This window comes from Nocardia sp. NPDC056952 (assembly GCF_042674185.1).
GTDB lineage: Bacteria > Actinomycetota > Actinomycetes > Mycobacteriales > Mycobacteriaceae > Nocardia.
Genome location: NZ_JBHURA010000010.1, coordinates 30,403 through 55,553 on the forward strand (window position 1 = coordinate 30,403; position 25,151 = coordinate 55,553).

General features: G+C 67.6%; 24 protein-coding genes. 12 read left to right on the forward strand and 12 right to left on the reverse strand.

Translation table 11 applies throughout. From position 1 onward, the window contains the following. Positions 1 to 40: 40 nt before the first annotated feature. The 3 genes from ACFTS5_RS27495 to ACFTS5_RS27505 all read right to left on the reverse strand — a co-directional run bounded on the left by ACFTS5_RS27495 (position 41) and on the right by ACFTS5_RS27505 (position 4,270). Entirely contained in the window at positions 41 to 2,188 is a 2,148-nt protein-coding gene (locus ACFTS5_RS27495) for an AIPR family protein (protein ID WP_378636421.1), read from the reverse strand. 364 nt (positions 2,189 to 2,552) lie between these two features. Continuing rightward, positions 2,553 to 4,058, reverse strand: a complete 1,506-nt coding sequence (locus ACFTS5_RS27500; protein WP_378636424.1) for a hypothetical protein — start codon at positions 4,056 to 4,058, stop codon at positions 2,553 to 2,555. Beyond that, entirely contained in the window at positions 4,055 to 4,270 is a 216-nt protein-coding gene (locus tag ACFTS5_RS27505; RefSeq protein ID WP_378636426.1) for a hypothetical protein, read from the reverse strand. The genes ACFTS5_RS27500 and ACFTS5_RS27505 overlap by 4 nt, the downstream gene beginning before the upstream one ends. A gap of 150 nt (positions 4,271 to 4,420) precedes the next feature. On the opposite strand from ACFTS5_RS27505, the gene ACFTS5_RS27510 reads away from it, so the two are divergent. Then, the gene (locus ACFTS5_RS27510; protein ID WP_378636429.1) at positions 4,421 to 5,092 is read left to right on the forward strand and encodes a TetR/AcrR family transcriptional regulator; all 672 of its coding nucleotides are present in this window, start codon (positions 4,421 to 4,423) and stop codon (positions 5,090 to 5,092) included. Positions 5,093 to 5,352: 260 nt separating this feature from the next. Here ACFTS5_RS27510 and ACFTS5_RS27515 read toward each other — a convergent pair whose 3' ends face one another. Further along, positions 5,353 to 6,771 carry a WGR domain-containing protein gene (locus ACFTS5_RS27515; protein ID WP_378636432.1) on the reverse strand — a complete coding sequence of 473 codons (1,419 nt, stop codon included), beginning with the start codon at positions 6,769 to 6,771 and terminating at the stop codon, positions 5,353 to 5,355. Positions 6,772 to 7,245: 474 nt separating this feature from the next. On the opposite strand from ACFTS5_RS27515, the gene ACFTS5_RS27520 reads away from it, so the two are divergent. After that, complete coding sequence (locus tag ACFTS5_RS27520; protein WP_378636434.1) at positions 7,246 to 7,872, forward strand: hypothetical protein; 627 nt, start codon at positions 7,246 to 7,248, stop codon at positions 7,870 to 7,872. Between the two features lie 10 nt (positions 7,873 to 7,882). On the opposite strand, the gene ACFTS5_RS27525 is transcribed toward ACFTS5_RS27520, so the two are convergent. Beyond that, a complete protein-coding gene (locus ACFTS5_RS27525; RefSeq protein ID WP_378636437.1) occupies positions 7,883 to 8,470 on the reverse strand; it encodes a TetR/AcrR family transcriptional regulator in 588 nt (195 codons plus the stop codon). A 72-nt stretch (positions 8,471 to 8,542) separates the two neighbouring features. Between ACFTS5_RS27525 and ACFTS5_RS27530 the strand changes: the two genes are divergently transcribed. The 3 genes from ACFTS5_RS27530 to ACFTS5_RS27540 all read left to right on the forward strand — a co-directional run bounded on the left by ACFTS5_RS27530 (position 8,543) and on the right by ACFTS5_RS27540 (position 10,332). Then, positions 8,543 to 8,944, forward strand: coding sequence for a DUF5360 family protein (locus tag ACFTS5_RS27530; protein WP_378636810.1), 402 nt, complete (start codon positions 8,543 to 8,545; stop codon positions 8,942 to 8,944). 33 nt (positions 8,945 to 8,977) lie between these two features. Beyond that, positions 8,978 to 9,718, forward strand: coding sequence for a glucose 1-dehydrogenase (locus tag ACFTS5_RS27535; RefSeq protein ID WP_378636439.1), 741 nt, complete (start codon positions 8,978 to 8,980; stop codon positions 9,716 to 9,718). An 80-nt stretch (positions 9,719 to 9,798) separates the two neighbouring features. Further along, on the forward strand, positions 9,799 to 10,332 hold the full coding sequence (locus tag ACFTS5_RS27540) for a hypothetical protein (protein WP_062991977.1): 534 nt from the start codon (positions 9,799 to 9,801) through the stop codon (positions 10,330 to 10,332). Positions 10,333 to 10,380: 48 nt separating this feature from the next. Here the strand turns inward: ACFTS5_RS27540 and ACFTS5_RS27545 are convergent, their stop codons facing one another. The 6 genes from ACFTS5_RS27545 to sucB are packed head-to-tail and all read right to left on the reverse strand — an operon-like array spanning position 10,381 to position 15,729. Beyond that, complete coding sequence (locus ACFTS5_RS27545) at positions 10,381 to 10,692, reverse strand: pyrimidine/purine nucleoside phosphorylase (RefSeq protein WP_378636443.1); 312 nt, start codon at positions 10,690 to 10,692, stop codon at positions 10,381 to 10,383. 38 nt (positions 10,693 to 10,730) lie between these two features. Further along, positions 10,731 to 11,753: a lipoyl synthase gene (gene lipA / locus ACFTS5_RS27550; RefSeq protein WP_378636446.1), complete on the reverse strand. Its 1,023-nt coding sequence runs from the start codon at positions 11,751 to 11,753 to the stop codon at positions 10,731 to 10,733. Next, positions 11,750 to 12,499: a lipoyl(octanoyl) transferase LipB gene (gene lipB / locus ACFTS5_RS27555; protein ID WP_378636449.1), complete on the reverse strand. Its 750-nt coding sequence runs from the start codon at positions 12,497 to 12,499 to the stop codon at positions 11,750 to 11,752. Before lipB ends, lipA begins: the two co-directional genes overlap by 4 nt. Before the next feature lie 44 nt (positions 12,500 to 12,543). After that, entirely contained in the window at positions 12,544 to 13,047 is a 504-nt protein-coding gene (locus tag ACFTS5_RS27560) for a GNAT family N-acetyltransferase (protein ID WP_378636451.1), read from the reverse strand. A 4-nt stretch (positions 13,048 to 13,051) separates the two neighbouring features. Next, positions 13,052 to 13,945, reverse strand: a complete 894-nt coding sequence (locus ACFTS5_RS27565) for a TIGR01777 family oxidoreductase (protein WP_378636454.1) — start codon at positions 13,943 to 13,945, stop codon at positions 13,052 to 13,054. Positions 13,946 to 13,956: 11 nt separating this feature from the next. Beyond that, positions 13,957 to 15,729, reverse strand: a complete 1,773-nt coding sequence (sucB, locus tag ACFTS5_RS27570) for a 2-oxoglutarate dehydrogenase, E2 component, dihydrolipoamide succinyltransferase (protein WP_378636457.1) — start codon at positions 15,727 to 15,729, stop codon at positions 13,957 to 13,959. Between the two features lie 232 nt (positions 15,730 to 15,961). On the opposite strand from sucB, the gene ACFTS5_RS27575 reads away from it, so the two are divergent. Continuing rightward, positions 15,962 to 16,312, forward strand: coding sequence for an oxidoreductase (locus tag ACFTS5_RS27575; RefSeq protein ID WP_378636459.1), 351 nt, complete (start codon positions 15,962 to 15,964; stop codon positions 16,310 to 16,312). On the opposite strand, the gene ACFTS5_RS27580 is transcribed toward ACFTS5_RS27575, so the two are convergent. Beyond that, the gene (locus ACFTS5_RS27580) at positions 16,313 to 17,821 is read right to left on the reverse strand and encodes a leucyl aminopeptidase (RefSeq protein WP_378636461.1); all 1,509 of its coding nucleotides are present in this window, start codon (positions 17,819 to 17,821) and stop codon (positions 16,313 to 16,315) included. A gap of 137 nt (positions 17,822 to 17,958) precedes the next feature. Between ACFTS5_RS27580 and ACFTS5_RS27585 the strand changes: the two genes are divergently transcribed. From ACFTS5_RS27585 to ACFTS5_RS27610, 6 genes are all read left to right on the forward strand, one after another. Further along, on the forward strand, positions 17,959 to 18,744 hold the full coding sequence (locus tag ACFTS5_RS27585; protein WP_378636463.1) for a hypothetical protein: 786 nt from the start codon (positions 17,959 to 17,961) through the stop codon (positions 18,742 to 18,744). Next, positions 18,741 to 19,826: a hypothetical protein gene (locus ACFTS5_RS27590; RefSeq protein ID WP_378636466.1), complete on the forward strand. Its 1,086-nt coding sequence runs from the start codon at positions 18,741 to 18,743 to the stop codon at positions 19,824 to 19,826. The genes ACFTS5_RS27585 and ACFTS5_RS27590 overlap by 4 nt, the downstream gene beginning before the upstream one ends. Next, positions 19,823 to 21,304 carry a hypothetical protein gene (locus ACFTS5_RS27595; RefSeq protein ID WP_378636468.1) on the forward strand — a complete coding sequence of 494 codons (1,482 nt, stop codon included), beginning with the start codon at positions 19,823 to 19,825 and terminating at the stop codon, positions 21,302 to 21,304. Before ACFTS5_RS27590 ends, ACFTS5_RS27595 begins: the two co-directional genes overlap by 4 nt. Continuing rightward, positions 21,301 to 22,605: an AAA domain-containing protein gene (locus ACFTS5_RS27600; RefSeq protein ID WP_378636470.1), complete on the forward strand. Its 1,305-nt coding sequence runs from the start codon at positions 21,301 to 21,303 to the stop codon at positions 22,603 to 22,605. Before ACFTS5_RS27595 ends, ACFTS5_RS27600 begins: the two co-directional genes overlap by 4 nt. 187 nt (positions 22,606 to 22,792) lie before the next feature. Continuing rightward, positions 22,793 to 24,772, forward strand: coding sequence for a nitrate- and nitrite sensing domain-containing protein (locus tag ACFTS5_RS27605; protein ID WP_378636472.1), 1,980 nt, complete (start codon positions 22,793 to 22,795; stop codon positions 24,770 to 24,772). Further along, positions 24,769 to 25,143 carry a DUF742 domain-containing protein gene (locus ACFTS5_RS27610; RefSeq protein WP_378636475.1) on the forward strand — a complete coding sequence of 125 codons (375 nt, stop codon included), beginning with the start codon at positions 24,769 to 24,771 and terminating at the stop codon, positions 25,141 to 25,143. Before ACFTS5_RS27605 ends, ACFTS5_RS27610 begins: the two co-directional genes overlap by 4 nt. The last annotated feature ends 8 nt before the right edge of the window (positions 25,144 to 25,151 follow it).

Below are 25,151 nucleotides of genomic sequence, written 5' to 3' on the forward strand. Positions count from 1 at the left end.
GTGCGAGATCGGGGCGGTAGCGTGTGTGGCTGGATGGTTACTACTCGGCGTCTTCCGTGGAATCCTCGAGTTGGTCAAGAACCCGTCCAGCCAAATCCGCCAATGTTTCTCCGCTATGTGTCATCCACCGGGTAGTGCCCTGGTTGGCGACCGGTCGACCTGTCCACTCGGCGAGCTCCCACATGTGCGAGATCAGACCCGACGGGGAGTATCGGTTGCCGTCGGCCGCCCACAGGACGGGTCGTTGCCGGTGCGCGACCCACGTTGCGCGTGTGCGCTTCGGGTCCTCAGCCAGCCAGGCCGCCAATGCCGCTGTCTCCACCGGGAAGTTGTCCGACAGGATGAGAGGCGTGCCCTCGGCGAGAACGCCCTTGTCTATCAACACTGTCACGGCGTTTGGGCGGCGGCGGGGCCGTGACGTGGTGTTCCTGCGGTACTGACGTGCCTTTGCATCCGAGAACCGTGTGTCGCCGTGCACAATGTACTCAGCAATTTCTCGGCATCGGTCGATGTCCGAGCACACCGCCTGCAGGCGCGCGCGGTCCCCGAAACGCTCATCAATTGTCGCGGCCACCTGTGGAACCAGCCGCTTCACCAGGTCTGGAACCTGTGCGATGGCCTGCTCGGACCATGCCAGATCGGGATCGGCCTCATCGATTCCGTCCGCGTCGAGTTTCCGGAACACAAGATGGGTCAACAGATACATACCGTGATCCATCAGAACGACGCCACGGCGCGCGAAACGGCCTCGCAGCTGATGCAAGGTGCGTTGCACCGTGCGCAGGATCAGCACTGCGTTCCACAACTGGTAGACGCTGGGCCGTGGACGGAACAGTACGTCGTGAATGCCCTGAGAACCCCGCTCCCACAGCACATCCAACGTTGTCGCGATGCGCGCTGCGTATTGACTGTCAGGGTGGGCGCAGGCCAGCGCGCACGCTGCCTCCACCACCGAACAGCCTGCATCCGCCGGCGGCTCGAGTTCGCCTCGCCGCACGCTGTATTCGAGCCCGAGCTCGGCGCGCATCTCCTCCATGATTGCCGCGTGCAGGGGTTCTAGAGCGATGAAATCGCGCGCCTCGACTCGGTTCTGGCGGTTGGTCGCCTGCGTTGTTCGCTTGGCGAAATCCTTCGCCGCGCCGGTGACGATGATGCGCACGCTGACCTGCGCCTCTGCGGCTGTGTCGTCCTGGCGAACCGCTTCGGCAATCGACTTCACGGTCTGCGCGCCGTTGACGACGCTTGCTCCATGCAGCATCAGTGACAGTGGCCGATTGTGCGGTGATCGCATGTTGTGCGTGGTGCGTTCGACTGTCTCGCAAAGCACCGTGACGCCGTTGTTGAAGTACCAGAAGTTTGCGGGCTCCTCGGTCAACGTCGTGATCAGCTCATTGTTGATGGGTGTCCGACCGAGCGGATTTCGAATGTTAGCGCTGAACAGATCTGATCCGGTGTCGACCCAGCGAGCGATATCCCCGGCGTTCACCACTCCATGGAAGGACGGATGCGGTGATCCGATCTCGAACCACGGGAACAGCTCCACGTCCAGATTCACCGGCGGCGGCGTCAGGTCGTTCCGGATCGACTCCCATACCTCGCCGGCGAGGATGATTCGATGGTCGAGCACGTCGCCGTGTCGATTGAACTCCTTCTCGCCGTTGACCAACGCGTCGGTAAAACCGGCTGTTACCTCGTCGGCACGCATAAGCACAACGACCTGAGTAATGGGAACCGGCCGTCGAGTCATCTCGGCGTGGGCACGTGCGGCGAGTGCGCGGCCGCGGGGGTTGAACGGTGCGAAGTCACCATCATCGATCAGCCGCAACCCCGCCAGCAACTCCATGACCGCCGAACGATCACTGTGTGCCTTACCTGCCTTGCTCCATTTCGCCTGCACGAGGTAGATGTGCGGGTCCGCGCCATCGACCACAGCGATCGCGTCGATTCCCTGGTCTGATGCCCCGTCGATCACGGTGAGGGCGGCCTCGTGATGACCGAATCCGGTGACCATCCTGACCGCCTGGGCGGTAAGAGCGCGAGACAGAGCGCGCGGTTCCACCTCCGCGGCCGGCCGGCCGTCGAGATCGCTGATATCCAATAGCGCGGTGTCGATATAGATGTCCCGGAGCGCCCGATCGACCTGGCGAACCTGGGTCGGCATGGTGACGTCGCCGTGTGCGCTGGTCAATCTCATCCCTCCTGACGGCCATCGGCCGATGTGCAGCCCGATCGAAGAACTGATGCCGAATCCGCAGATGTCCTGTGACGAGCATCGACCCCTACCTCACGTGCCCGTACCCACATCCTGACAGATGGACCAGGGCGCTGTGCGAAGTGGCTCGGATCCTATTCGCCTCGGCGACAGTGAGTCTGGCCCGAAAAGGCGTCGAATGAGCTGGCCGACAACCCGAAACCAAGCCACGATGGCTGTTCCCAAGGGCGGACGATTCGTGGCGCAGACGCTAGGTCGATCTGGGCGGTCTTGCTCGGGCAGCTGCGTGCTTTCGGTGTGGCTGCAGGAGATACCGGCAGTTGCGTGAGGTGAGAGATATTCAGGCCGTGAGTTCGGCGCCGATGATGGGGAGCCCGCATCGGGTGGCCTGTTCTGCCAGCAGGGCGCGCAGGGAGAAGGAGAACTCGGTTCGGATGTGGGACAGGGCTTCCCATGTTGGTAGATCGGCGGTGGTGAGGGTGGCTATCAGGGACTCGAGGTCGGGGATCGTCTCGATGAGGGCGAACGAGCGGGCTCGATCGGGGGCGGGCTGGCGGATGACGAGATCCAGGAGGGTTGTGGGGGAAGCGGTGGTGCCGGCGCGCACCGCGGCGCGGAATTCGTCGTCGGTGAGGGTGGTGATGGCGGTGGCGAGGGTGTCGTGGGTTTCGACGGGGAGGGTGGAGAGGAGGGGGAGGGCTTCGGGCCAGAGGTTGTGGGTAGCGGTGGCGCGGACGGCCGCGGTAAGGGTGTCGGGGCGGTGCATGACGGGGAGGGCAGCCAGGCGGGTGCGGGTGGGGGTATCGAGGGAGAGGGCGACGGGGATCAGGTGCTGCCATTGAGATTCGTTGTGGGCCTGCTCGATCAGGTCGGTGAGGGCGTCGTCGGGTTCGGCGGACACGCGGGCGGCGACCGGGTGGAGTTGGGCGGGAGAGAGGTGGGTGGCTAGGGGGAGCAGGGCGAGCCAGAGGTTTTGGGTTAGGGCTAGGTCGGCGATTTTGGTGAGGAGGGTGGGGTTTTGCATGGCTGGGCGCTGGGCCAGGCGTTGTAGGGGTTGCGGGGACATGCCTGCTGCTACGGGGAGGAGGGTGTCCCAGGCGTCGACTTCTTCTACTGCGGCGATCAGGCCGTCGATGACTTCGTCGTCTTGGGCGGCTACGACATCTGCCAGTTTTGAGCGTTCGGTGGGGCCGAGGAGGGCTAGCAGGGTGATTGCTTTGGGCCATTCGCCTGCGTCGTGGGTTGCGCGGATGACGCCGGGGACGCGGTCGGTGACGATGGTGAGGAGACGGTCGGCTGCTGAGGTTTCCTCGAGGTAGTAGCCGACCTGGAGGATGTCGAGATCGGAGGCGTGGGGGAGGGCTGCGCGCAGGACCGAGTCGGGGACCGAGCCTGCGAGGTTGCCCATCGTCAGATAGTCGCCGCGGCTGATCAATTCGCTGGCGACGGCTGCGGCCATCGGGCCGGGGACCTGGGCGATCAGTTCGACTGCTCGGCGGGGGTCGAGGGTGAGGGTGGCGTCGGCCAGGAAACTGGGGGAGAGGGCGCTGGCGATGGCTACGGCGCGGGCTGGGTCGACGGAGCCGGCGAGTGCGGCGGCGAGGACGGGGCCGAAGGCGGCTTCGGTGATCTTGGCGGCGATGGGGGCGGGGACCAGTTTGGCGGCGGCGCCGACTCGCTGCATGCGGCGGGCTTCGCGGCGGGCGGTGAGATCGGTGATCTGGTCGCGGAATTCGCGGAGGGCCGCAGGTGGGAGGGTGGCGAGGAATGCCAGGTCGGCGGGGTCGCGGTCGAGGACGCGGGCCAGTTTGGCCAGTTCGACGGTGGTGTGGTGGGTCGCGGTCATAGTCCGAGCACCTTCTTCACGGCGGGGCGGGCCAGGCGGGGGATGAGGCGCATGCCGGAGTCGAGGGCACCGTCGAGGGCGGTCTTGCGGTGGTCGAGGGCGGCGCGGACGTAGTTGTCGAGGAGGGCCAGCTCGTCGGGGGTGAGGGTGGCGAAGTCGGGTGGCGGTGGGGCGCCGAGTGTTGCGGTGAGTTGGCGCAGGGCATCCGACACGGACCGTCTCCTTCGATGCGATGTCCGGAAGTTCGTACTGCCGGTACGGACAACGATACTGCCGGTACGGGGTGGCTTCTGTAAAGAGTCCTTTGCCCTCGGTGTATGGATTTCCTCGATCGTACTGCTGGTACGTGTATCGTCTCGACCGTGACCCGCGCCAGTCGACGACCTCCGCCGGTGAGCCGGGATGTCATCGTCGACGCCGCGATCCGGGTGCTCGATCGTGACGGGCCTCATCCGAGCATGGAGGCTTTCGCGGTCGAGGCCGGGATCACGAAGCCGCGGCTGTATCGGCAGTTCACCGACAAAGGTGACCTCTACGCCGCCATCGGTACGCGATTCGCCGACTCGGCGTTCGCGGCGACGGGGACCGACCTGACCCTGCTGTTGCAGCCGCCCAACGCCGCAATCGATCGTGCGCTCACCGACTATGCCGTCGGAATTCTGGCCCACCCCAATGTTTTCCGGTTCCTGACGCAGACGAGTGCGAATCGTGAGGGTGCGACAGGCCAGTACGACCTCGCCAGTGCGGTGGCGGGTCGCTTCGCGGAAAGGGCTCGGGCGGTCGCGGATTCGATTCCGTTGGATGCCGAGGGGATCGAATATCTGGCGCGGGCGATCGTCGGCGTGATGATCGTGCTGACTGATCTGTGGCTGAGTGACGCGAAACCGGATTCCGGAGAATTCGTCAGCAGGGTGCACGAATTGGTGTGGGGGATGATCGATGCGTTTCTGCGGGGGCGGGGGATCACGGCCGATCCAGGGGTGCCGATCTTTGTCACCCTGGCCGCGTTGAACCCGGATTCGGGCGAAGTCTGAGGCATCGGCGACTCGCGATGGAACACAACCTGCGGCGGCACCGGCAGTCGGCGTTCTATCTGACCCAGCCCGAGTACGCAGCCCGCCGCCAGCCACAGCCGTCACCTCGTGACTGGCGGACGGTAGTCGTTCGTGGCTGGCGGTGAGGCTGCGACGTTCGTGCGCGTGTTCCGATTTGGTGATCGGGGTCCAGGCCATCGTCGTCTAGTCGATGGGTGGTGGACTCGGCATGACGGCGGGGTTGGGCCGCAGTGGGGGACTCAGCCCAGGCGGCGGATGTCGCCGCGGACTCGGTAGAAGCCGCCGCGGGCGGATTCGGAGACCGCGTCGACGACGTAGCGGGCGCCGGCGAGGCGGATGTCGCGGGGGAACTGGACGTTCCAGCCGGGGTCGTAGCCGGGGGAGATGACGTGGACGCGGAGGGAGTCGCCGTGTTGGAGGCATTCGACGATGACGCCGGTGCCTACGTCGGTGGTGAGTTCGAGGGTGGTGCTGGGGGCTACGGCGGAGAACTCGGGGGCTTTCACCGAGCGGGTGGTGGGCAGGACGCCCTGGTCGGCGTCGCGGATGGCGGATTCGCTGACGTCGAGGCAGGCCAGGGCGCCGGAGGTGGTGACCAGGTAGAGCTTTTCGTCGTGGTACTGCCTGGAGTAGGCGGAGCCGCAGCCGGTGGCGAGTTTCCACAGGCGGGTGCCGGTGGCGTCGAAGCAGTAGACCGAGGAATGGGAGTCGCCGGCGAAGACGTAGCGGCCGTCGGGGGAGGCGGCGCAGGAGAAGACGGCGGCGTCGCACTGGTAGGTGCGGGTGGCGGCGCCCTGCTTGGTGATTTCCTCGACCTGGTTGTGGGAGGTGCCCGCGTAGACGGTGTCGGATTCCTGCCAGCCGAACAGGACCGCACCACGGGTGGACGAATTCCACTGGGAGCGACCGGTTTCCAGGTGGTACTTGGTGACGCCGGCGCTGTGGCCGTGGTAGACGCCGGTGGGGTCGACGCGGACCATCCAGCCGGAGTTGCCCTTGCTGCGCGCGGACCAGAGGGATTCCTCTTCGTGGTCGATGACGGTCAGGCCGCCCGCGGAGTCGGAGGCGGCGAGGATGCCGTCGTGGATGTCGAGCCAGTAGACGTCGTCGGCGGAGACGTCGTAGGCGGCGCGGGGGACCTTGCCGGACAGGTCGTAGACGCGGCCGTCGTCGCAGCCCGCGTAGATCCAGAAGTCGTCGGCGACGATGCATTTGACCGCGTCGGGCAGTCGGTAGCTGTTGGTGACGACGCCGGCGGGGGAGAGGGTGAAGACCTCGCCGTCCTCGTTGCCGACCCAGCAGCGCTGCTCGTCGACGAAGATGCCGAAGGCGGCGGCGCCGGAATCGAAGCGCCACAGCACGGGGGCCGACTTGGCGGTGGAGCGCTGGCTGGTGATGCTGCGGCGGGTGACGGTGCGGCGTTCACGCGCGCCCATGACGGCGGGGGCGTAGCCCTTGCGCACCTTTTCGCCGATCTTTTTCTGCGCGGCCGACTTCGCCTTGTCCTCGGTGGCGAAGGAGCTCGCTTTGGACTGGCCCTGCTCGCCGATGCGGCCGTAGCGGATGTTGACGTTCGTTCCGGTGACGATTACCTCGTAGAACTTGTGCGAGGAGCCCGCGTCGTCGGACAGTTCGAGATAGGTGGTTTCGGCGGTCATGCGTCCTCGCTGAGCTCGTGGAGATCGAATGCACGAAAAGTAGCAAGGGGCACCGACATTCGGTGCGGTGCTCGTCAGAGGTGGTATATCCGGCAGTCGGTGGGGTGGACGGATGCAGTCCGGGTGCGCTGGACCGCTGCCCGGCGAACAAGCCGAAAGCGCGCGTCGGCAGTTCGACCCGACTACAGAATCCGGCTCCCAGATGGTGGGATCGAAGGGTTCCACGCAGACGCGGGATCGCGGAGGACTTCGCGATGCCGATCCTTGACGGGTTGGTCCCGGAGAGGTGAGAAACCGCTGCGCCGATCATCGCGACAGGCCGTCTTTGTAACGACACGCGGCGAAAGGATTGCGGGATCGCGCTGGGTGATAGATGCTGGTCCAACTGTTGGTGCGTATCTGGGCGTGACTTTTCCGCGACCATTTCGTAATCTTACGGTGACCTGCTCTCGACAATGACTGGTGATAGACAACGTGACTGCTTCGCATCGCAAACCGTCGGCTCCCAAGAGTCGGCTGCCGCTCGCCGTATGCAGTCTCGCGGCGACAGTTCCCGGCATGTTGATGATGGTGATGCGGCCGGGTGCGCAGGTCGAGGCGGTGGCTTCGGTCGAACCGCTGTCGACGTCGGCCATCGAGGTCGACCCGATCGCTGCCGCGCCGACGCACGATGCGCCGCAGCCGGGGCCGATCGTCAGGGCGGATGACGAGATGGCGGCGTTGTCAGCGCTGAAGGTGAAGGTGTTGTGCGGGACGGAGTTCAACGGGACTCTGCCGCACGTGGCGCAGGTCGGTAACCTGCTGCAGAAGATGTTCGGGGTCTCGGACATCGGTGGTGCGCACGGTCGCTACGACGGTGACCATGGTGCGGGGCAAGCGCTCGATGTGATGACGGGCAACCTTGCCCTGGGCAATACGATCGCCGATTTCGTCCTGGCCAACAAGGCGCGCTTCGGTGTCACCTACGTGATCTGGCAGCAGCGATACAACGACGGCAACGGCTGGTCCTACATGGAGGATCGCGGCAGCCCCACGCAGAACCACTATGACCACGTGCATATTTCGTTCGAGTCGTCGGGCGCGACCAACATCGCCTGCTGATCGCGCGAAGTCAGGATCTCGTCTCGAGCTCGGCCAGAATCGGTTCGGCCTGGTTTCGCAGTAGTTCCAGCTGACGGTCCGGGGGGAACCGTTCGGGGTCGAAGACTGCCTGGATGCCGATGCCGTCGATGAGGATCGTGAGGGATTCGGCCGCGCTGTCGAGATCGGGGCCCGGTCGGTAGCCGACGGAGGTCAGGACCAGTTCGAGTGCCTCGCGCCAGGCTCGGTAACGCGCGCGTTGTTCGCCGGCGAGCTCGGTGTCGTGGGTGGCCCAGTCCCAGAAGGCGATCCACACCTGCCATTCGACACGACGGGTTCGATCCATCGGCAGGCACTGACTCAGTAGCTCGTACAGATCGGCGGACTCGGGGGCCATGCGGGTCACGCGGTCCGCGACAGCGGTGGATGCCGCGCCGAGCGCCGCCCGCAGCACGGCGCGTTTGTCCGCGAAGTAGTGCACGACCATGCCGGTGGTGCATCCGGCCTCGGCCGCGATGTCGCGGACGGTGGTGTGCGCCAAGCCCTTGGTGGCGATGACCTGGCACGCCGCAGCGCTGATCGCGCGGCGACGCTCTTCGTGATCGACGATTTTCGGCATTGACACGAGAGTTTACATACCCGTTATTATGTAACCGTGGTTATGCAAAAACTGCGCGTGGTGAAGCGACTGATGTGGGTGACCGACCTCGGCTTCCTCGCCTACTGGGTCGTCACCGCACTGGGGCTGATCAGCGTCGGGTCGGATGAGTTTCTCCAGCAGTGGAACTGGTCTTTCCTCGGGCTCGATGCCGCGGCGATCGGGTTGGGGCTGGCCGGACTCGCGCTCGGCAGGCGCTCGGCCCTCTCGATCCCGCTGATCATCGTGTCGTTGTCGCTGACCTCCGCCGCAGGGCTGATGGCGCTGAACTTCTATGTGATTCGGGGTGAGTACAGCCTGATGTGGTGGATTCCCAACCTCTGGTTGTTCCTGTTTCCGGTCGTGGCGCTCGCCGGGATCGTCCGCGAATGGAGCGAAATTGGAACGCGTTCTAGCAATGCTGCCCATCGTGTGGGCTGTCCTCCTACGGTGTGAGGAGGTTCGGTTTCTACGAAGGAGTATGTGGACATGGGACGGTTGGCCGGCAAGGTCGCGGTGATCAGTGGTGGTGCGCGCGGGATGGGGGCGGCGCATGCTCGGCGGTTTGTCGCCGAGGGGGCGTCGGTGGTGATCGGGGATGTGCTCGATGACGAAGGCGCCACGGTGGCAAAGGAACTCGGGGACGCAGTGACCTATCGCCATCTCGACGTTCGTGAGCCGGAGCAGTGGGCGGGGATCGTGGCTGCCGCGGTCGAGGAGTTCGGTGGGCTGCATGTGCTGGTGAACAATGCGGGGATCGTCAACGGGAATCTGTTGGTGGACTTCGCGTTGGACGAGTGGCAGCGGATCATCGATATCAATCTGACCGGGACGTTTCTCGGGATGCAGGCGGCCGTTCCGGCGATGAAGGAAGCCGGTGGCGGGTCGATCGTGAACATCTCCTCGGTCGAGGGGATGCGGGGGAGTCCTGGCCTGCACGGGTACACGGCGACGAAGTTCGCGGTGCGTGGGCTCACCAAGTCTGCGGCGCTGGAGCTCGCGCCACAGGGAATTCGGGTGAATTCTGTGCATCCGGGCCTGATTTCCACGCCGATGACCGAGGGGATCCCGGCGGACTTCCTGCAGATTCCGCTCGCGCGGGCGGCCGAGCCGGATGAGGTGTCGGCGCTGGTGGCGTATCTGGCCTCCGACGAGTCCTCGTATTCGACCGGCGCGGAGTTCGTGGTGGATGGCGGTCTCACTGTCGGTGTACCGCACAAAAGCTTCTGACCTGGCGTGCAGCCCGTTGTGGGCGATCTACTCACCGGAACGGGTGATTTCGGCGCGCGAAAGCGAGGAAGATGGAAGGTATGGCCCCCAACAGTGCGAAATATCTGATCAGCAACGGCACCGACGACCGGGTGTCGCTTTTCGATGACGGGCGCGTGAAGGTTTGGTCGACCACCCATTTGTGGACCGAAGAAGGTCGCGAGCGGCACAACGCCCTCGGCGAGACCGTGCTGCTCGGCATCGGGCGCACGCTCGGTGAGCCCGGCCCCGTGGATCGGCGCCAGCAGTGTGACGCGGAGTTCGAGCTCGACCCGGAGAAGGGTCACACGGTGGCTGCCACCGTCGGCGCGGACAACGGGACGTTCGTGCAGTTCTTCCATGACGGCAAGATCGCGGTCGGCAACGACGGACGCGATGTGGCGACGGTGTTCAACGCCGGCCGGGAAACGACGTCGGCTCGCGGGACGACCGGAGTCGGTGGGTCGGTGATGGTCACCTTCGGTGGCAGCTACCGACCGAGGACCAAGCGCGAGAGTGACTTTCAGGTGGAATTGAGCGAGGCCACGGCCCCGCGGCCCAACCGGCTGTACAAGGACGAGTTCCTGGTGAAGTAGATCCGGCGATCCGGGGCGACCGATCTGGTCGCCCCGGCTCCGGGTTCGTCAGCCGTAGTAGCAGACGTAGTGCATGGTGTCGACGACCTCGATGTCGAACGAGCTGTCGCCGGGGACCTTGAACGACTCGCCCGCACGGTAGGTGATGGGCTCGGTCGTACCGGCCAAGGTCACGTTGGCCTCACCCGCGACCAGCTCCATGATCTCCGGAGCGTTGGTGGCGAAGGTGAGCGACGACGGCTGGATCACGCCGACCGACACCGAGGCGCCATCGGGCAACTCGAGGCTGTAGCTGACGCACTTGCCGTCGAAGTAGACGTTGGCCTTCTTGCTGACGGAGACGTTCTCGAACTTCGACATGGGTCCTTCCGATGGGGTGAGGGGACCCTTAGTCTAGGTCAGCTGCCGAAGCGGGCCAGGACCGAGCTGGCTTCCTGAGAAGCGGTGCCTTCCTTGGCGAGGTGGGCCATGGCCTCGGGGATCTCGCGGCCGTGGTGGGCCATCGCCTGGGCGTAGAGACGGCCTGCCCGGTACGAGGAGCGGACCAGCGGGCCTGCCATCACACCGGCGAAGCCGAGTTCTTCGGCGACCTTGGAATGCTCGACGAATTCCTCCGGCTTCACCCAGCGGTCGACCGGGTGGTGGCGGGGGCTCGGACGCAGGTACTGGGTGATGGTGAGGATGTCGCAGCCCGCTTCGTGCAGGTCGCGCATCGCCTCGGTGACCTCTTCGGGGGTTTCGCCCATGCCGAGGATGAGGTTGGACTTGGTGACCAGGCCCGCCTCGCGGGCGGCGGTGATCACGGCGAGGGAGCGCTCGTAGCGGAAGGCGGGGCGGATGCGCTTGAAGATGCGCGGCACCGTTTCCAGGTTGTGCGCGAGGACCTCGGGGCGCGAGGAGAAGACCTCGGCGAGCTGGGCCGGGTCGGCGTTGAAGTCGGGGATGAGGAGTTCGACGCCGGTAGCCGGGTTGCCCGCTTTGATAGCGCGCACGGTCTCGGCGTAGAGCCAGGCGCCACCGTCGTCGAGGTCGTCGCGGGCGACGCCGGTGATGGTGGAGTAGCGCAGGCCCATCGACTGGACGCTCTCGGCGACGCGGCGGGGCTCGTCGCGGTCGAGGGCGGCGGGCTTGCCGGTGTCGATCTGGCAGAAATCGCAGCGGCGGGTGCACTGCTCACCGCCGATGAGGAAGGTGGCCTCGCGGTCTTCCCAGCATTCGAAGATGTTGGGGCAGCCCGCTTCTTCGCAGACGGTGTGCAGGCCCTCGGACTTCACCAGGCTCTTGAGCTCGGTGTATTCGGGGCCCATGGTGGCGCGGGTGCGAATCCACTTGGGTTTGCGCTCGATCGGTGTCTCCGCGTTGCGCGCTTCGATGCGCAGCAGCTTGCGTCCGGCGGGGGCAGAGGCGTCGACGGAAGTCACCGGACCGACTCTACGCTCGGGGCCTGCGCGTTCGCAGGGGCGGTGGTGCGATCAATGTCATGGGGCCGAACGGGAATTTCACCGTCGAGCGCGGCAACAATCGCGGCGGCCACGAGGGGCTTGAGTTCGGCGACGGTGACTTCGCGGCCGAGTTCGCGGGTCAGCGTGGTGACGCCGGCGTCCTTGATGCCGCAGGGCACTATCGCCTGGAAGCCGTCGAGCGCGGAATTGCAGTTCAGGGAGATGCCGTGCAGGGCGACACCACGCTGCACACGCACCCCGATCGCGGCGATCTTGCGCTCGGCGAGCAGCTCGGTGGCGGGCAGCCACACGCCGGAGCGGCCCTCGATGCGGCCGCAAGTGATGCCGAGCCCGGACACGACCTGGATCAGGGCCTCTTCCAGGCGCCGGACGTAGTGGACGACATCGACCGGCTCGGCGAGGCGGATGATCGGGTAGCCGACCAGCTGGCCGGGCCCGTGCCAGGTGATCTTGCCGCCGCGGTCGACCTGCACCACCGGGCTGCCGTCGATCGGCAGATCCTCGGTCTCGGTGCGGCGGCCCGCGGTGTAGACCGACGGGTGCTCGAGCACGAACAGCCGGTCGGAACCTTCGCCTGCGGCACGCTGATCGGCGGTCTGCCGTTGCAGTTCCCAGGCGGCGTGATAATCGATGAGTCCGAGATCCTCGACCACGATCGGGGTCGTATCGAATCGAGCGGACGCGGTGGGGCGCGTGTCGTTCACCGTTCTGACGTTACGCCGGGGGCCCGGCGCGGCCAAAGAGGGTCTCAGGGTTCGATCGGGAAGTTGCGCTGCATCAGGGTCAGGTCCATCCAGCGGCCGAATTTGTGGCCGACCTCGGGGAGTTCGCCGACGGTGTGGAAACCGAAGCGTTCGTGCAGGACTATCGACGCGCTGTTGGTGGACTCGATGGCGGCGATCATGGCGTGCACGCGGCCGGAATCGATGGCGCGCGCGATCAATTCGGTGAGCAGGGTGGTGGCTACGCCGCGGCGCTGGAAACGGCTGTCGACGTAGACCGAGTTCTCGACGGTGAACCGATAGCCGGACTTGGGGCGCCACTGGCCGTAGGAGGCGTAGCCGGCCACCTCGCCATCGATGTCGGCGATCAGGATCGGCATGGCGGCATCGGTGCGGGTGGCGAACCAGGTGAGGCGGTCGTCCAGGTCCACTTCGTCGGTGTCCCAGATCGCGGTCGACTCGGCGATGTTGGTGTTGTGGATGGCGAGGACCGCGGGGAGGTCGGCCTTGTCGGCGTCGCGGATCAGCATCGGCTCACCCTCTGCCGACAGCGGCGGCCAGCGCGGCGCCGATGGTCGGGTGCTGGTAGGTGTACCCAGCCTCTTCCAGCACCGCGGGGATGGTGCGTGGGCCGTGCAGGATCGCGTCGGCCAGCTCGCCGACCAGGGCTTGCAGGGCGAAACCGGGGACGATGAACGGGGTCGGCCGGTGTAGCGCGCGGCCGAGGGCGCGGTTGAATTCCGCGTTGGTGACGGGGGCGGGGCCGGCGACATTGATCGGGCCGGAGATCTCGGGGTGAGTGAGCGCGAAGACGATCGCGCCGACCTCGTCGTCGAGGGAGATCCACGGGAGGTACTGGCGGCCGCTGCCGAGGCGTCCGCCCAGACCGACCCAGTACAACGGGTGCAACTTGCCGAGCATGCCGCCGTTGCGGGCCAGCACCACGGCACTGCGGAGCAGCACGATGCGCGCGCCCGCTTCGGCGGCCGGTTCGGTGGCGGCTTCCCAGTCCCGGCACAGAGTGGCCAGGAAATCTGTTCCGGCGGGCGACGTCTCGTCGATGATCGCGTCACCGGTCTCGCCGCCGTAGTAGTGCGAGCCGCTGGCGTTGACCAGGGTCGGAACACCGGTGGCGGCCACCGCGGTGGCCAGGACATCGGTGGGGGTGATGCGGCTGTCACGCAGCAACTGCTTGTAGCCGCCGTTCCAGCGACGGTCGGCGATGCCGGCACCACACAGGTTCACCACCGCGTCGGCCCCGCGCAACGCCCGCTCGTCGAGCTGGGCGCGCGCGGGATCCCACGCGAATTCGTCCGGTGCGGCGGGAGTGCGCCGCACCAGGCGGGAGACCTGGTGCCCGTCGCGGCGCAGTGCCGCGACGAGCGCCGTCCCGATCAGGCCGGACGAACCGGCGATGACCACCTTCATGAATTCCTCGACTACAGGCCGAGATCGGCCTCGAACGCCGAATCTTCCAGCCGGTGCTTGATGGTGGAGACGAACCGGCCCGCGTCGGCACCGTCGATGAGACGGTGATCGTAGGTGAGCGGCAGGTACACCATCGAGCGCACGCCGATGGACTCGCCACCGGCCTCGTCGGTCACCACCACCGGGCGCTTGACGATCGCGCCGGTGCCCAGCATGGCCGCCTGCGGCGGAACCAGGATCGGGGTGTCGAAGAGCGCGCCCTCGCTACCGATGTTGGTGATGGTGAAGGTGCCACCGGACAGCTCGTCGGGCTTGAGCCCACCGGTGCGCGCGCGGTTGGCGATGTCGGCGATCGCGCGGGCCAGACCGGCCAGCGACAGGTCGCTGGCGTTGTGGATGACCGGCGAGAGCAGACCCTGCTCGGTGTCGACCGCGATCCCCAGGTGCACCGACGCGTGGTAGGTGATTTCCTTCGTGTCCTCGTTGTAGGACGCGTTCACGTTCGGGTGCACACCGAGCGCCTCGACGACGGCCTTCGCGAAGAACGGCAGGTACGTCAGGTTGACGCCCTCGCGCGACTTGAACGAGGCCTTGGCGAGCTGACGCAGATGCGCGATCTTGGTGACATCGGCCTCGTGGACCTGGGTCAGCTGCGCGGTGGCCTGCAGCGATTCGCGCGTCTTGGTCGCGGTGATCTGGCGGATCCGGCTGGCCTTCTGCGTGGTGCCGACGAGGGCGGCCAGCTTCGGGGCGGCGGACTGCTTGGCCGCGGGCGCGGGTGCGGCGGCAGCGGCCGGAGCCGGACCGGCGGCGGGCGCCTTCTTGGCCTCGGCGGCGGCGAGCACGTCCTGCTTGCGGATGCGGCCGCCGACACCGGAACCGGTCAGGGTCGACAGGTCGACGTTGTTCTCGTCGGCCAGCTTGCGGACCAGCGGGGTCACATACGGGGTGCTGCCGTTGGCCGACGCCGGGGCGGGAGCGGCCTTGGCAGCCGGAGCCGGGGCGGGCTTGGGAGCCGGTGCCGGGGCGGGCTTGGGAGCCGGTGCCGGTTCGGGTTTCGGCGAGGGCGCCGCGGCGGCGGGCGCGGGAGCCGGTGCTGCCTTGGGCTCGGGTGCCGGTTCGGGCTCGGGGGCAGGCGCGGGGGCGGGCTCGGCGGCCGCGGGCTGACCGCTACCGATGACACCCAGCTGACCACCCACATCGATGACGTCGTCTTCCTGCGCCGTGATCTCGAGCAGCGTGCCGGCGACCGGCGACGGGATCTCGGTGTCGACCTTGTCGGTGGACACCTCGAGCAGCGGCTCGTCGACGGCGACGGTGTCACCCACGGCCTTGAGCCAGCGGGTCACAGTGCCTTCGGTCACCGACTCGCCCAGTTCGGGCATCTTCACGGGCGTGCCGGAAGCAGCGGACGCGGCAGGCGCGGCGGCCGGGGCGGGGGCCTCGGCGGCAGGTGCCTGCGCGGCGGGCGCGGGCTCGGGTTCGGGGGCCGGCTCAGGCGCGGCGGGTGCGGCAGCAGGCTCGGGTGCGGTGGCGGGGGTCTCGCCGGCATCGCTGATCACGCCGAGTTCACCGCCGACCTCGACGATGTCGTCTTCCTGGGCGACGATCTTGGAGAGCACGCCCGCGGTCGGCGACGGGATCTCGGTGTCGACCTTGTCGGTGGAGACTTCGAGCAGCGGTTCGTCGACCTCGACCGTGTCTCCTTCCTGCTTCAGCCACCTGGTCACCGTGCCCTCGGTGACGCTCTCACCAAGGGCTGGCATCTGGACGGAGAAGGCCATGTCCTCTGACTCCTCTGAGTGTGTACCCGGCGGACATCCGTCGCGGGTCGCGGCTTTCGTCCACCCCACCGGTCTCGGCGGAGCACCCGGGAAACGTTGGTTCTTGTTCCGGCAACCATCCTTGCACTCGTCCGTCGCGGGTGTAGCGCAGGGCGGCGATCCGGGCGAAGCTGGCACCATGGAATGTACGGCGGTGAGCAGAATTCCGCCGGAATGTAGGAGGTCGAGCCGGATGGGTTTGCTGGATCGTTTCCGTGGTGGGCGCGGTGCGAGCAGGTCAGGCGCGCGCGAGACCGCGTCGGAAGTGAGCGCCTTGGCGGACTGGGCGCGGACGCGGCGCGGCGTCGAAGCCTTCGTCGAACCCAAAACGACTGTGACCGATGTCACAGCAGTGCTGGTGGCCGCCGACGGTGAGTGGACCCGTCGCATCGTCGGGGAGAAGGGCGCGCGGCGGCTGGCCGGCGCGTTGAAGATCCCCGTCTACGACGTGAACCGCACCGGCTATCCGCAACGCATGCGCGACTTCGATGCCCGCCGCCGCATCGAGGAGCGGCGGGCTCGCGAAGCCGAGCTGGAGGAGTGACTACTCCGCGCCGATCTCCTCGATCACGGTGATCAGCGTGCGGACCGGAACGCCGGTGCCACCCTTGCCGATGTAGCCGAACGGTCCGCCGGTGTTGTAGGCCGGACCCGCGACGTCCAGGTGGGCCCACTGCACGCCCTCGGGCACGAAGTCCTTGAGGAACAGTGCGGCCGAGAGCATTCCGCCCCAGCGGTGCGGCGCGACATTGGCCAGGTCGGCGACCTTGGAGTTGAGGTCGGCGCGCAGTTCCGCGGGAAGCGGCATCGCCCAGCCGTTCTCGCCGACCGAGCGCGAGATCGCGGCGACGCGATCGCGGAACTCGTCGGTGCCCATCACGCCCGGGGTGCGGGTGCCGAGCGCGACCATCTGCGCACCGGTGAGGGTGGCGACATCGATCAGGTAGTCGGGCTCGTCCTCGATCGCGCGCACGATCGCGTCGGCCAGGATGAGACGGCCCTCGGCGTCGGTGTTGATGACCTCGACGGTGGTGCCGCCGTACTGGGTGAGCACGTCGCCGGGGCGCTGCGCGGTAGCCGAGGGCATGTTCTCCGCCATCGGGACGGTCGCGGTGACGGTGACCGGCAGGCCGAGCCGCGCGGCCAGCAGCACGGTGGCGATGACCGCCGCGGCGCCCGCCATGTCGGAGGTCATGTTCTCCATGTTGGCGGCGGGCTTGATCGAGATGCCGCCGGTGTCGAAGGTGATGCCCTTGCCGACGAGCGCGATCTTCTTCGGGCCGCCCGCGTAGGTGATCCGGATCAGGCGCGGCGGACGCGAGGAACCCTGGCCGACGCCGATGATGCCGCCGTAGCCGCCTGCGGCGAGCGCGTTCTCGTCGAGCACCTCGACCTCGAGGCCCGCTCCGACGGCGAGGATCCGGGCCCGCTCGGCGAACTCGGCCGGGTAGAGCGCGCTCGGTGGGGTGTTGACGAAATCGCGTGCGGTGGCGATCGCTTCGGCGACCAGCTGTGCGCGCAGGAGCTCGAGAGTGCCGAATTCCGGCCCGGGCACCAGCAATTCGAGGCGGACCACCGGGCGCTCGTCCGGCTTGGGCGCGCTCTTGGACTTGAACGACGAGAAGGTGTACGCGCCGAGGTAGAACCCTTCGGCCGCCGCACCGAGATCGATGCCGGACAGGGTGGTGGCGACGAGTTCGGTGCCGCTGAGCGCGCGCCCGGCCACACCGGCGCTACGGCGCACCTGTTCGGCGTCGACCTTGTCGGCCGCGCCGAGTCCGACGGCGAGCACGCTGGTGACGTCGGCCAGCGCGGCGGGCGCGGGCACCCGGGTGAGTTCCTCGGGCTTGCCCTTGGCGCCGACCGAGCCGAGAGCGTCCAGCAGTTCCGCGCGAACCTCGGCGGTGAGCACGTCGCCGAACAGGTCCGCGGGCACGATGGCCGGTCCGTTCTCCGAGGACGTCAACCCGATCACCAGCACGTCGGTGTCCGCGGCGATGGTTTCGGTACGCGCCAGTTCCGGTCCGAGTGAACGATCTGCAACAGCTGTCATTGCCCCAGGTTATTCGGTCGCTATCGGTGCTCGCATCACGAGTCCGGGTGGGCGGGTGTGCGGCACTTCGACCCGGCAGTCCCGGAAATACTGGGAATTACTGGACAATGCTGGTAGCTGTGGATACGCTCCGACTCGTGACGGACTCGGCCGAGGAGCTGGAGGTGCGCATCTCCGGTTTGCGGGCCGAGGTGCGACGGGCGGCCGCCGGTGGGGACCGGGCCGGGGCGCGGCAATTGCGCGCCGAACTGCGCAGGGCCGAGTTGGCCTGGGACGCGGCGGTTCTCGGTTCGATGCCGGAAGAGGCGTCGGAGGCGCCGGGGGTGCCGGTGCGTGAACACGTACATCGCGCGCTGACCTTGCTGTCGGTACCGTCGTCGCCGAAATTGGTGCTCGCTACCCATGACGCGTTCTTCTCCGGCGAGCTGCTGCCCGCCCGGCTGACGAGCCTGCGCCGTGACGAGGAGCGGTCCTTCCGGTCGGCGCCGTACGCCCGCCCGTACTACCTGTGCGCGGCGCTCACCACCGATCTGCTCGCTCCCGCGCGAGGTCTGATGGCGGTGAGTTCGTGGCCGCTGGAACGGCGGATGGTCGGCCCGTTGAGTCCACGGGTCGGGCTGCTGGTGTCGGCTATTCGCTTGGCCGAACATCTTTCGGCGCAGCCTGCGGGGGAAACGTCGGGTTTGCGCGTACTGTGGCGGCTCGCCGTGTCGATTCCTGGCATCTCCACCGCCCCGGACTCGCTCGACCCGGCGAAGGTGATCGAGGCCGCGCGGCGTGAGCTCGCGGTGCACGAGGACGAGGACGCGAGGCAGCGCAATTCGGCCGCGCGTCGGGCGGCGGATCAGCTGGCGGATCCGGCCGCACAACTATTCGGTGTTCGGCTCGGCGTAGCCGATCGGCGACGAATCGAGGTGAAATGAGCACTCTCGCAGCACAGTTGGACGAGTTGCGCGGCGAAGCCCCCGCGACCAGGCACAATGCCCGCACCATCGCCGCGCTGACGGCCAATCCCGGATGTGCCCGCCGCGCCCTGCTCGACGCGGCCGCGGTGGACAAGACCGTGATCGCCCAATCGCTGGGGTTCCCGCCACAATTCGGTCAGTCCCAGTTCGCCATTACGCGCGGCAACGCTTTCGAGGCGATGGTGAAGGCGAACGGTTGCGCGGAACTGCTCGCCCTGTTGCGTGACAAACTCGGACTCACGATTCCCGAAGTCGCCTACCACGACCTGAATTCGGTGGGGGAGAACACCGGCAACGCGGTGCGCTATCAACGCACCAGGCAATTGTTGAAGAGCGCGATCGCGGCGGGCGACGGCACCCTGTTCGACCACCCGATGCTGCGGCTCGATATCGCCGGCGCGACGGCCTATCTGGAACCCGATGTGGTGGCCGTGCAGTTGGACGGCAAGTTCCATGTGGTGGAGGTCAAGGCTTTCCCGGTGATCGACGGGCAGGCGGATCCGGCGCAGGTGGCGGCCGCCGCGCGTCAGTCCGCGGTGTACGTGATCGCTTTGCGTGAGCTGATGGCCGAGATCGGCGAGTCACCGGAGATCGTGTCGCACAATGTGATTCTGGTCTGCGCGAAGGACTTCTCGAATCGGCCCACCGCCGAACTCGTCGATCTGCGCAAGCAACTCGCCACGGTCTCGCGCCAATTGACCCGGCTCACCGCGATTCCCGAGCTGCTCGACCTGCTGCCACCTGAGGCCACCTTCGCGCCGGGGGAGAACCTCGAGAAGACGATCGCCGCCATCCCGGCTCGCTACGCGCCCGAGTGCATGTCGAGCTGCGAGCTCGCGTTCGCCTGCCGCGACGAGGCCCGCACCTGCGGCTCGGTGGACGCGCTCGGTCGCGGGGTGTGCGATGTGGTCGGTGGCATCGAGAACATCCACACGGTCCTCGGCCTGGCCGACGGAACGCTGGAACCCGGCCCCGAGCACGCCGACATCACCGCCATGCTGCGGACCGCCCATCGGCTGCGGTGGGAGATCGCCGGATGAGCGTCCTGGCGGCCCTGGCCAAGGCCGAGGCCGTCCGGGCCGGCCGCGCGCAGGCGACCGCGGCGGTGCGCCACATCCACCTCGCCGAGCGGCCGCTGGTCGCGGTGCCGTTGCGGCTGGCGGGGGAAGCAGCGGCGCCGGTGGCGATCATGATCGGCACCTCGGCCGGCGACCAGAACGTGCTGACGGTGCCGCAGCCGCGCGACCGCGTGCTGCGGCTGCGGTTCATCGAGCAACTGGCCGATGTTGTGCTGCCCTATCTCTCGATGTTTCTCGTCGAGACCGAGGAGCTCACCAGTAAGGCGGGTGAGACCTACACTCGGTGTCTCGACGCGCCCCAGATGTGGACACCGAACCCCGGCGGCGTGAATTTCCTGAAGCTGCTGGGGCGTTCGGTGCGGTTTCACCGGACCGATGGGGACAACCCCGTACCGGAGTCGATTCCGCTGCTCGGGCGCTGGCTCACCTGGTTCGGTGATCGCGCCGAACATCCCGGGTCGGCGGTGTTGCCCGCGATGACGACCGTGCTGTCGTCGCATTGGGCGTCGGGCCAGTCCAGCCTCGAAGACGGCAATCTCGCGGCCCTGCTCGGCTGGATCGACCCGCCGCCCGGGTTGACCGGCGCGGAAGCCGCTGCCCTGGCAGAGGACCCGCTGCTGTCGCCGCCCGCGGGTCCGGCCACCGATCCCGGATTCGACAACGAGGAACTCGCGCCGCTGATCGCCGCCTACAACGCCGCACTCGACGACTCAGCCAGATCTGTCGCGGCCGAACGACTCGAGCGCTCGCTGCGTGGCCAGCTCGAACCCACCTGGCAGCTGATGTGGCGTTCGATCGAGCTGCTGAGCGCACTGCCCGAAGGCGCCAGCGTGGAGAACCGGTGGACCGATGATCGCGGTGCGTTCTCCCGCTTCGCCGCCGATGTCGCCGAGGGTGTTCCACAGGCCCGCCGCGATTCCGCCGTTCCGGCGGTGCGCAGACTGCTGGAGCGGGAACGGGCGCTGGAAGCCCTGCAGGGGCAGTGCGCTTTCGATGATCCGCTGCGCATGCTCGAGCACCGTGTCAGCGGAGCGGCGTTCCGCGGCACCGTCACCCACAGTGAGCCCGAGCGCCTCGATCGTTCGGGATCGCGCCCGAAACTGCGCCCGCACATCCATATTCGGACCGCCGATCCGTTCATCGCCGTGGTCGGGGAAGAGCTGACCTGTGTCGAGCGGCCGAAACAGTCGGGGCTCGTCGTCGAGATCGACGGTGACACGATCGTTCTCGAACTGTCCGGCGGAATGGGGCGCAAACTCGTCGCCGAGCCGGGCAGTGTTCCCGAGGAAGGCGATGACCTCGGTTTCGCCCGCTTCAAACCGGCACCGTTCAACGGGATGCTGAATCTGCCCGCGCGCGAGGAGACGCCGTGGACCCACGGAGGTCCGCCGCCGGAATGGACCCCGCCGACCGACGAGGAGGGGGACGAACTCCAGTGACCACACCGGACGAGGCCGTCGCCGGAATTCTCACCGACCTGCGCGACGAGAGCCATCGCGCGATCGTCGTCGACTCCCCACCGGGAGCGGGCAAGTCGACGCTGGTGGTGCGCGCGGCTCGCCAGCTCGCCGAGGACGGCGACCAGCGGATGATCGTCGCCCAGACCAACGAGCAGGTCGACGACCTCATCGACCGGTTGGCCGCCGCCGACCCCGCACTGCGGATCGGGCGGCTGTCCAGCGCGGCCTACGTCGTGAGCGATCGGGTGGATCGGCACGGCAATGTCCGGGTCGCCAAGCAACCCGGCGACCTCGCCGACCGCACCATCGTCATCGGCACCGCGGCCAAGTGGGCCACCATCACCGAGGGCAGCTGGTCGCACGCGATCATCGACGAGGCCTACCAGATGCGCTCGGACATGTTGTTGCGCATCGCGAATCGGTTCGATCGCGGCCTGTTCGTCGGCGACCCGGGACAGCTCGACCCGTTCGCGACCGTCGAAACCGCGCGCTGGGCCGGTCTCACCTGGGATCCGACGATGAGCGCGGTCAGCGTGATGCTGGCCAACAACGACCACATCCCCACCCATCGGCTGCCGGTGTCCTGGCGGCTGCCCGCCACCGCCGCACCGGTGGTGTCGAAGGCGTTCTACCCCTTCACCGAATTCCAGTCCGGTACCGGATTCGGCGACCGGCGCATGGATTTCACGACCCGCGGCCTGGGTGGGCCGGTCGACGCGGTACTGGAGGAGGCGGCCGAATCCGGTTGGGGCTGGTACGAACTGCCTGCCCGGCACACCCTGCGCACCGACCGTGACGCCGTCGCCGCGATCGCGGCGATCGCGGCCCGGCTGATCGAACGCGGCGCCACCGCACACTCCGAATCCGGCAGCCACCCGGTGACCACCGAGCGGGTCGCGATCGGCACCGCGCACCGCGACCAGGCCGACGCCATCCGCACCGCCCTGCGCGGCACCTGCGCCGAACCCGTCACCGTCGACACCGCCAACCGGCTCCAGGGCCGCGAGTACGACGTCACCCTGGTGCTGCACCCACTCTCGGGCCGCCGCGACGCCAGCGCCTTCCACCTCGAGGCGGGGCGGCTGTGTGTGCTGGCCTCCCGGCACCGCCACGCCTGCATCCTCGTCGGCCGCGCCGGCATCCCCGAACTCCTCGACGCCCACCCCTCCGCCGACCCGGTACACCTCGGGGTGCCGGTGAAGTTCCCCGACGGCTGGGAGGCGAATCAAGCGGTGCTGAGTCATCTGTCGGGCCATCGGGTGCGAGCGGCGGCGCTATAAACACACCGGCCGTTCAGATGCTGCGAGTTAGCCTGATACACCCTGTGTTTCGACAATTCGCGACTTCGCGCGCACGCTCGGGCCGTCGGTTAGTCTCACGGCGAGACACGCGTGGTGGGTGGCCCATTAGCGGCACCGGCACGCAGCGGGGCGCCGGGGCGTTCCGGGGAGCGGAAAGATTTCAGATTTGAAGATCAGGCGTACCGGTGTTCGTGGCCGGGTCAGTGTGCGTATCCGGTTGTTGTCGATGGTGCTCATCTCCAGTGTCATGCTGTTGGTGGTCGGTGGTGGCGGAGCCGTCTATCTGGTGAATTCGGCCAGGGATTCCACCGACTGGGCCGAATTGGCGAGCAGTACCACCGGGCCCGCGATTCTCATGGTGTCGGCATTCCAGGAAGAACGCAGGCTGTCGCTGTTGCGGCTGGCCGGTGACGTGTCGTCGGCGCCCGCGCTGGCCACCGCCAAGCAGCGTTCCGACGAGGCGCTCGCGGCGGTGATCGCGAAAGGCGACGCGGCTCGCGCGCTGAATCCCGATGGTTCTCGCGAGGACATCGAGGGATACAACAAGCTGTTCTCCATGGTGCCGACCGTGCGCACCGGCGTGGAATTCCTGCGGATTTCCAGCGACGAGGTATTCGGGTTCTACACCGGGGTGATCGGCACGATCATCGCCGCGTCGATGCTGGCCGCCCGGGTCGCGCCCGAGGCGAAGGTCGGCATCGAATTGGGCTACGCCGTAGAACAATTGCGTGCGGCGGAAGCGCTGTCACAAGCCGACACTCTCGGCTCCGTCGCAGTGACCACCGGCGAGATGAGCGCTGCCCAGCTGGTCGACTTCGGCCGTCGGATCGGCGAATTCCGCGGCGAGGCGGCCTATTCCGCGACGGTGCTGAAAGGCCGCCGCCTGGCGCAGCTCTCGGAGATCACCGCGAGCCCGCAGTGGCAGCAGGTCATCGCGATGCAGGACGCCATCCTGCTGCGCGGACCGATATCCGTACGCGACGGGGAGGCCGGGCTCCCGATCGGTCTGGCCGACTGGCAGGACGCGTCCAAGCACGTCGGCCTGGCCTTGCAGAAACTGTGGGAAGACCAGAGCGGGGACGCCCACGTCATCGCCAGAGAGCAGGGCGAACGCGACACCGACAGCGCGCTGCTGGGCGGTGCGCTGATCGCGCTCGCCGCGGTGGCCGCCTTCCTCGTCGCGCTGGTGATGGCGAACCGGTTCATCGCGCGGATGCACCGATTGCGCCACGACACCCTCGAACTCGCCGACGAGCGGCTGCCGGAGGTGATGCGCCGGGTCGCGACGGGGGAGACCGTCGACACCGCGGCGGAGGGTTCGAGCCTGGACTTCGGTACCGACGAGCTCGGCCAGGTGGCCGCGGCGTTCAACCGCGCCCACGTTGCCGCGATGTCGGCCGCCGTCGCCGAGGCACAGACCAAGGCGGGGATCAGTACCGTCTTCCTCGACATCGCGCACCGCAGCCAGGTGGTGGTGCACCGCCAGCTCGCGCTGCTCGACCGCGCCGAGCGCGACGAGAGCAACGCTGATCAGCTCGATCTGCTGTTCCAGCTCGACCATCTGGCCACCCGGGCCCGGCGCAACGCCGAGAACCTCATCATCCTCGGCGGCGAACAGCCGGGCCGTCGGTGGCGCAAGCCGGTCCCGCTGCTCGAGCTGGTGCGCGGCGCGATCGCGGAAAGCCTGGACTACACCAGGATCGCGGCCAAGCAGATGCCGGATGTGCGCGTCTCGGGGCACGCCGTCGCTGACGTGATCCACCTGCTCGCCGAGCTGATGGACAACGCGACCGCCTTCTCCCCACCCGAGACCCAGGTCGTGGTGTCGGGGATCGTGGTCGGTCGTGGGGTCGCGGTGGAGGTCGTCGACCAGGGGCTGGGCATGTCGGAAAGCGATGTGGCCGAACGCAACGCGATGCTGGCCGACCCGCCCGCGTTCAGCGTGGGCACGCTGGCCGGAACCTCGCGGCTCGGACTGTTCGTGGTGGCCACGCTGGCGGGCAGGCACGGCATTTCGGTGCGGCTGTCGGAATCGGTCTACGGCGGCGTGCGGGTCGTGGTGCTGATCCCGTCGGCACTGGCCGAGGCGTCCGATCCCGAGTCGGCGATCTCCGGCCAGTTCCCCGCTGTCTCGCCGCGACCATGAGCGACGAGCGCGAACACTGGTACGAGGACGAAGCTGGTCCGCTGGTGCGCCTCTATGCCGTCACCGGCGGGCGCGCCAAGGCGCAGCGCCCCGACCTCGAGCTCACCACCCTGCTTGTCGCCGCGCGCTCGGGTGCCCGCTCACGCCTGCTCGCTCCCGAGTACGACCTGATCGTCGAGTTGTGCCGCACGCCACTGTCGGTCGCGGAGGTCTCCGCCCACCTGCACCTACCCCTGACCTCGACGAAGCTGCTCATCGGCGACCTGATCGACGAGGGCCGGCTCCACGCTCGGGGGCCGCGAAATCAGATGAGCACCGCCCCGGACCTGGACGTCCTACGGGCGGTGCTCGCCGGGATCAAACGGTCCTAGGCCAGGTC

What these genes read in the sequence shown, in the direction of transcription:
- ACFTS5_RS27545 (WP_378636443.1), bottom strand. Translation starts at nt 10,692, where the DNA reads ATGTCGAAGTTCGAGAACGTCTCCGTCAGCAAGAAGGCCAACGTCTAC.
- ACFTS5_RS27575 (WP_378636459.1), top strand. Translation starts at nt 15,962, where the DNA reads ATGGGTTTGCTGGATCGTTTCCGTGGTGGGCGCGGTGCGAGCAGGTCA.
- ACFTS5_RS27530 (WP_378636810.1), top strand. Translation starts at nt 8,543, where the DNA reads ATGTGGGTGACCGACCTCGGCTTCCTCGCCTACTGGGTCGTCACCGCA.
- ACFTS5_RS27580 (WP_378636461.1), bottom strand. Translation starts at nt 17,821, where the DNA reads ATGACAGCTGTTGCAGATCGTTCACTCGGACCGGAACTGGCGCGTACC.
- ACFTS5_RS27590 (WP_378636466.1), top strand. Translation starts at nt 18,741, where the DNA reads ATGAGCACTCTCGCAGCACAGTTGGACGAGTTGCGCGGCGAAGCCCCC.
- ACFTS5_RS27540 (WP_062991977.1), top strand. Translation starts at nt 9,799, where the DNA reads ATGGCCCCCAACAGTGCGAAATATCTGATCAGCAACGGCACCGACGAC.
- ACFTS5_RS27535 (WP_378636439.1), top strand. Translation starts at nt 8,978, where the DNA reads ATGGGACGGTTGGCCGGCAAGGTCGCGGTGATCAGTGGTGGTGCGCGC.
- ACFTS5_RS27560 (WP_378636451.1), bottom strand. Translation starts at nt 13,047, where the DNA reads ATGCTGATCCGCGACGCCGACAAGGCCGACCTCCCCGCGGTCCTCGCC.
- ACFTS5_RS27515 (WP_378636432.1), bottom strand. Translation starts at nt 6,771, where the DNA reads ATGACCGCCGAAACCACCTATCTCGAACTGTCCGACGACGCGGGCTCC.
- ACFTS5_RS27595 (WP_378636468.1), top strand. Translation starts at nt 19,823, where the DNA reads ATGAGCGTCCTGGCGGCCCTGGCCAAGGCCGAGGCCGTCCGGGCCGGC.
- ACFTS5_RS27610 (WP_378636475.1), top strand. Translation starts at nt 24,769, where the DNA reads ATGAGCGACGAGCGCGAACACTGGTACGAGGACGAAGCTGGTCCGCTG.
- ACFTS5_RS27500 (WP_378636424.1), bottom strand. Translation starts at nt 4,058, where the DNA reads ATGACCGCGACCCACCACACCACCGTCGAACTGGCCAAACTGGCCCGC.
- sucB (WP_378636457.1), bottom strand. Translation starts at nt 15,729, where the DNA reads ATGGCCTTCTCCGTCCAGATGCCAGCCCTTGGTGAGAGCGTCACCGAG.
- ACFTS5_RS27525 (WP_378636437.1), bottom strand. Translation starts at nt 8,470, where the DNA reads ATGCCGAAAATCGTCGATCACGAAGAGCGTCGCCGCGCGATCAGCGCT.
- ACFTS5_RS27565 (WP_378636454.1), bottom strand. Translation starts at nt 13,945, where the DNA reads ATGAAGGTGGTCATCGCCGGTTCGTCCGGCCTGATCGGGACGGCGCTC.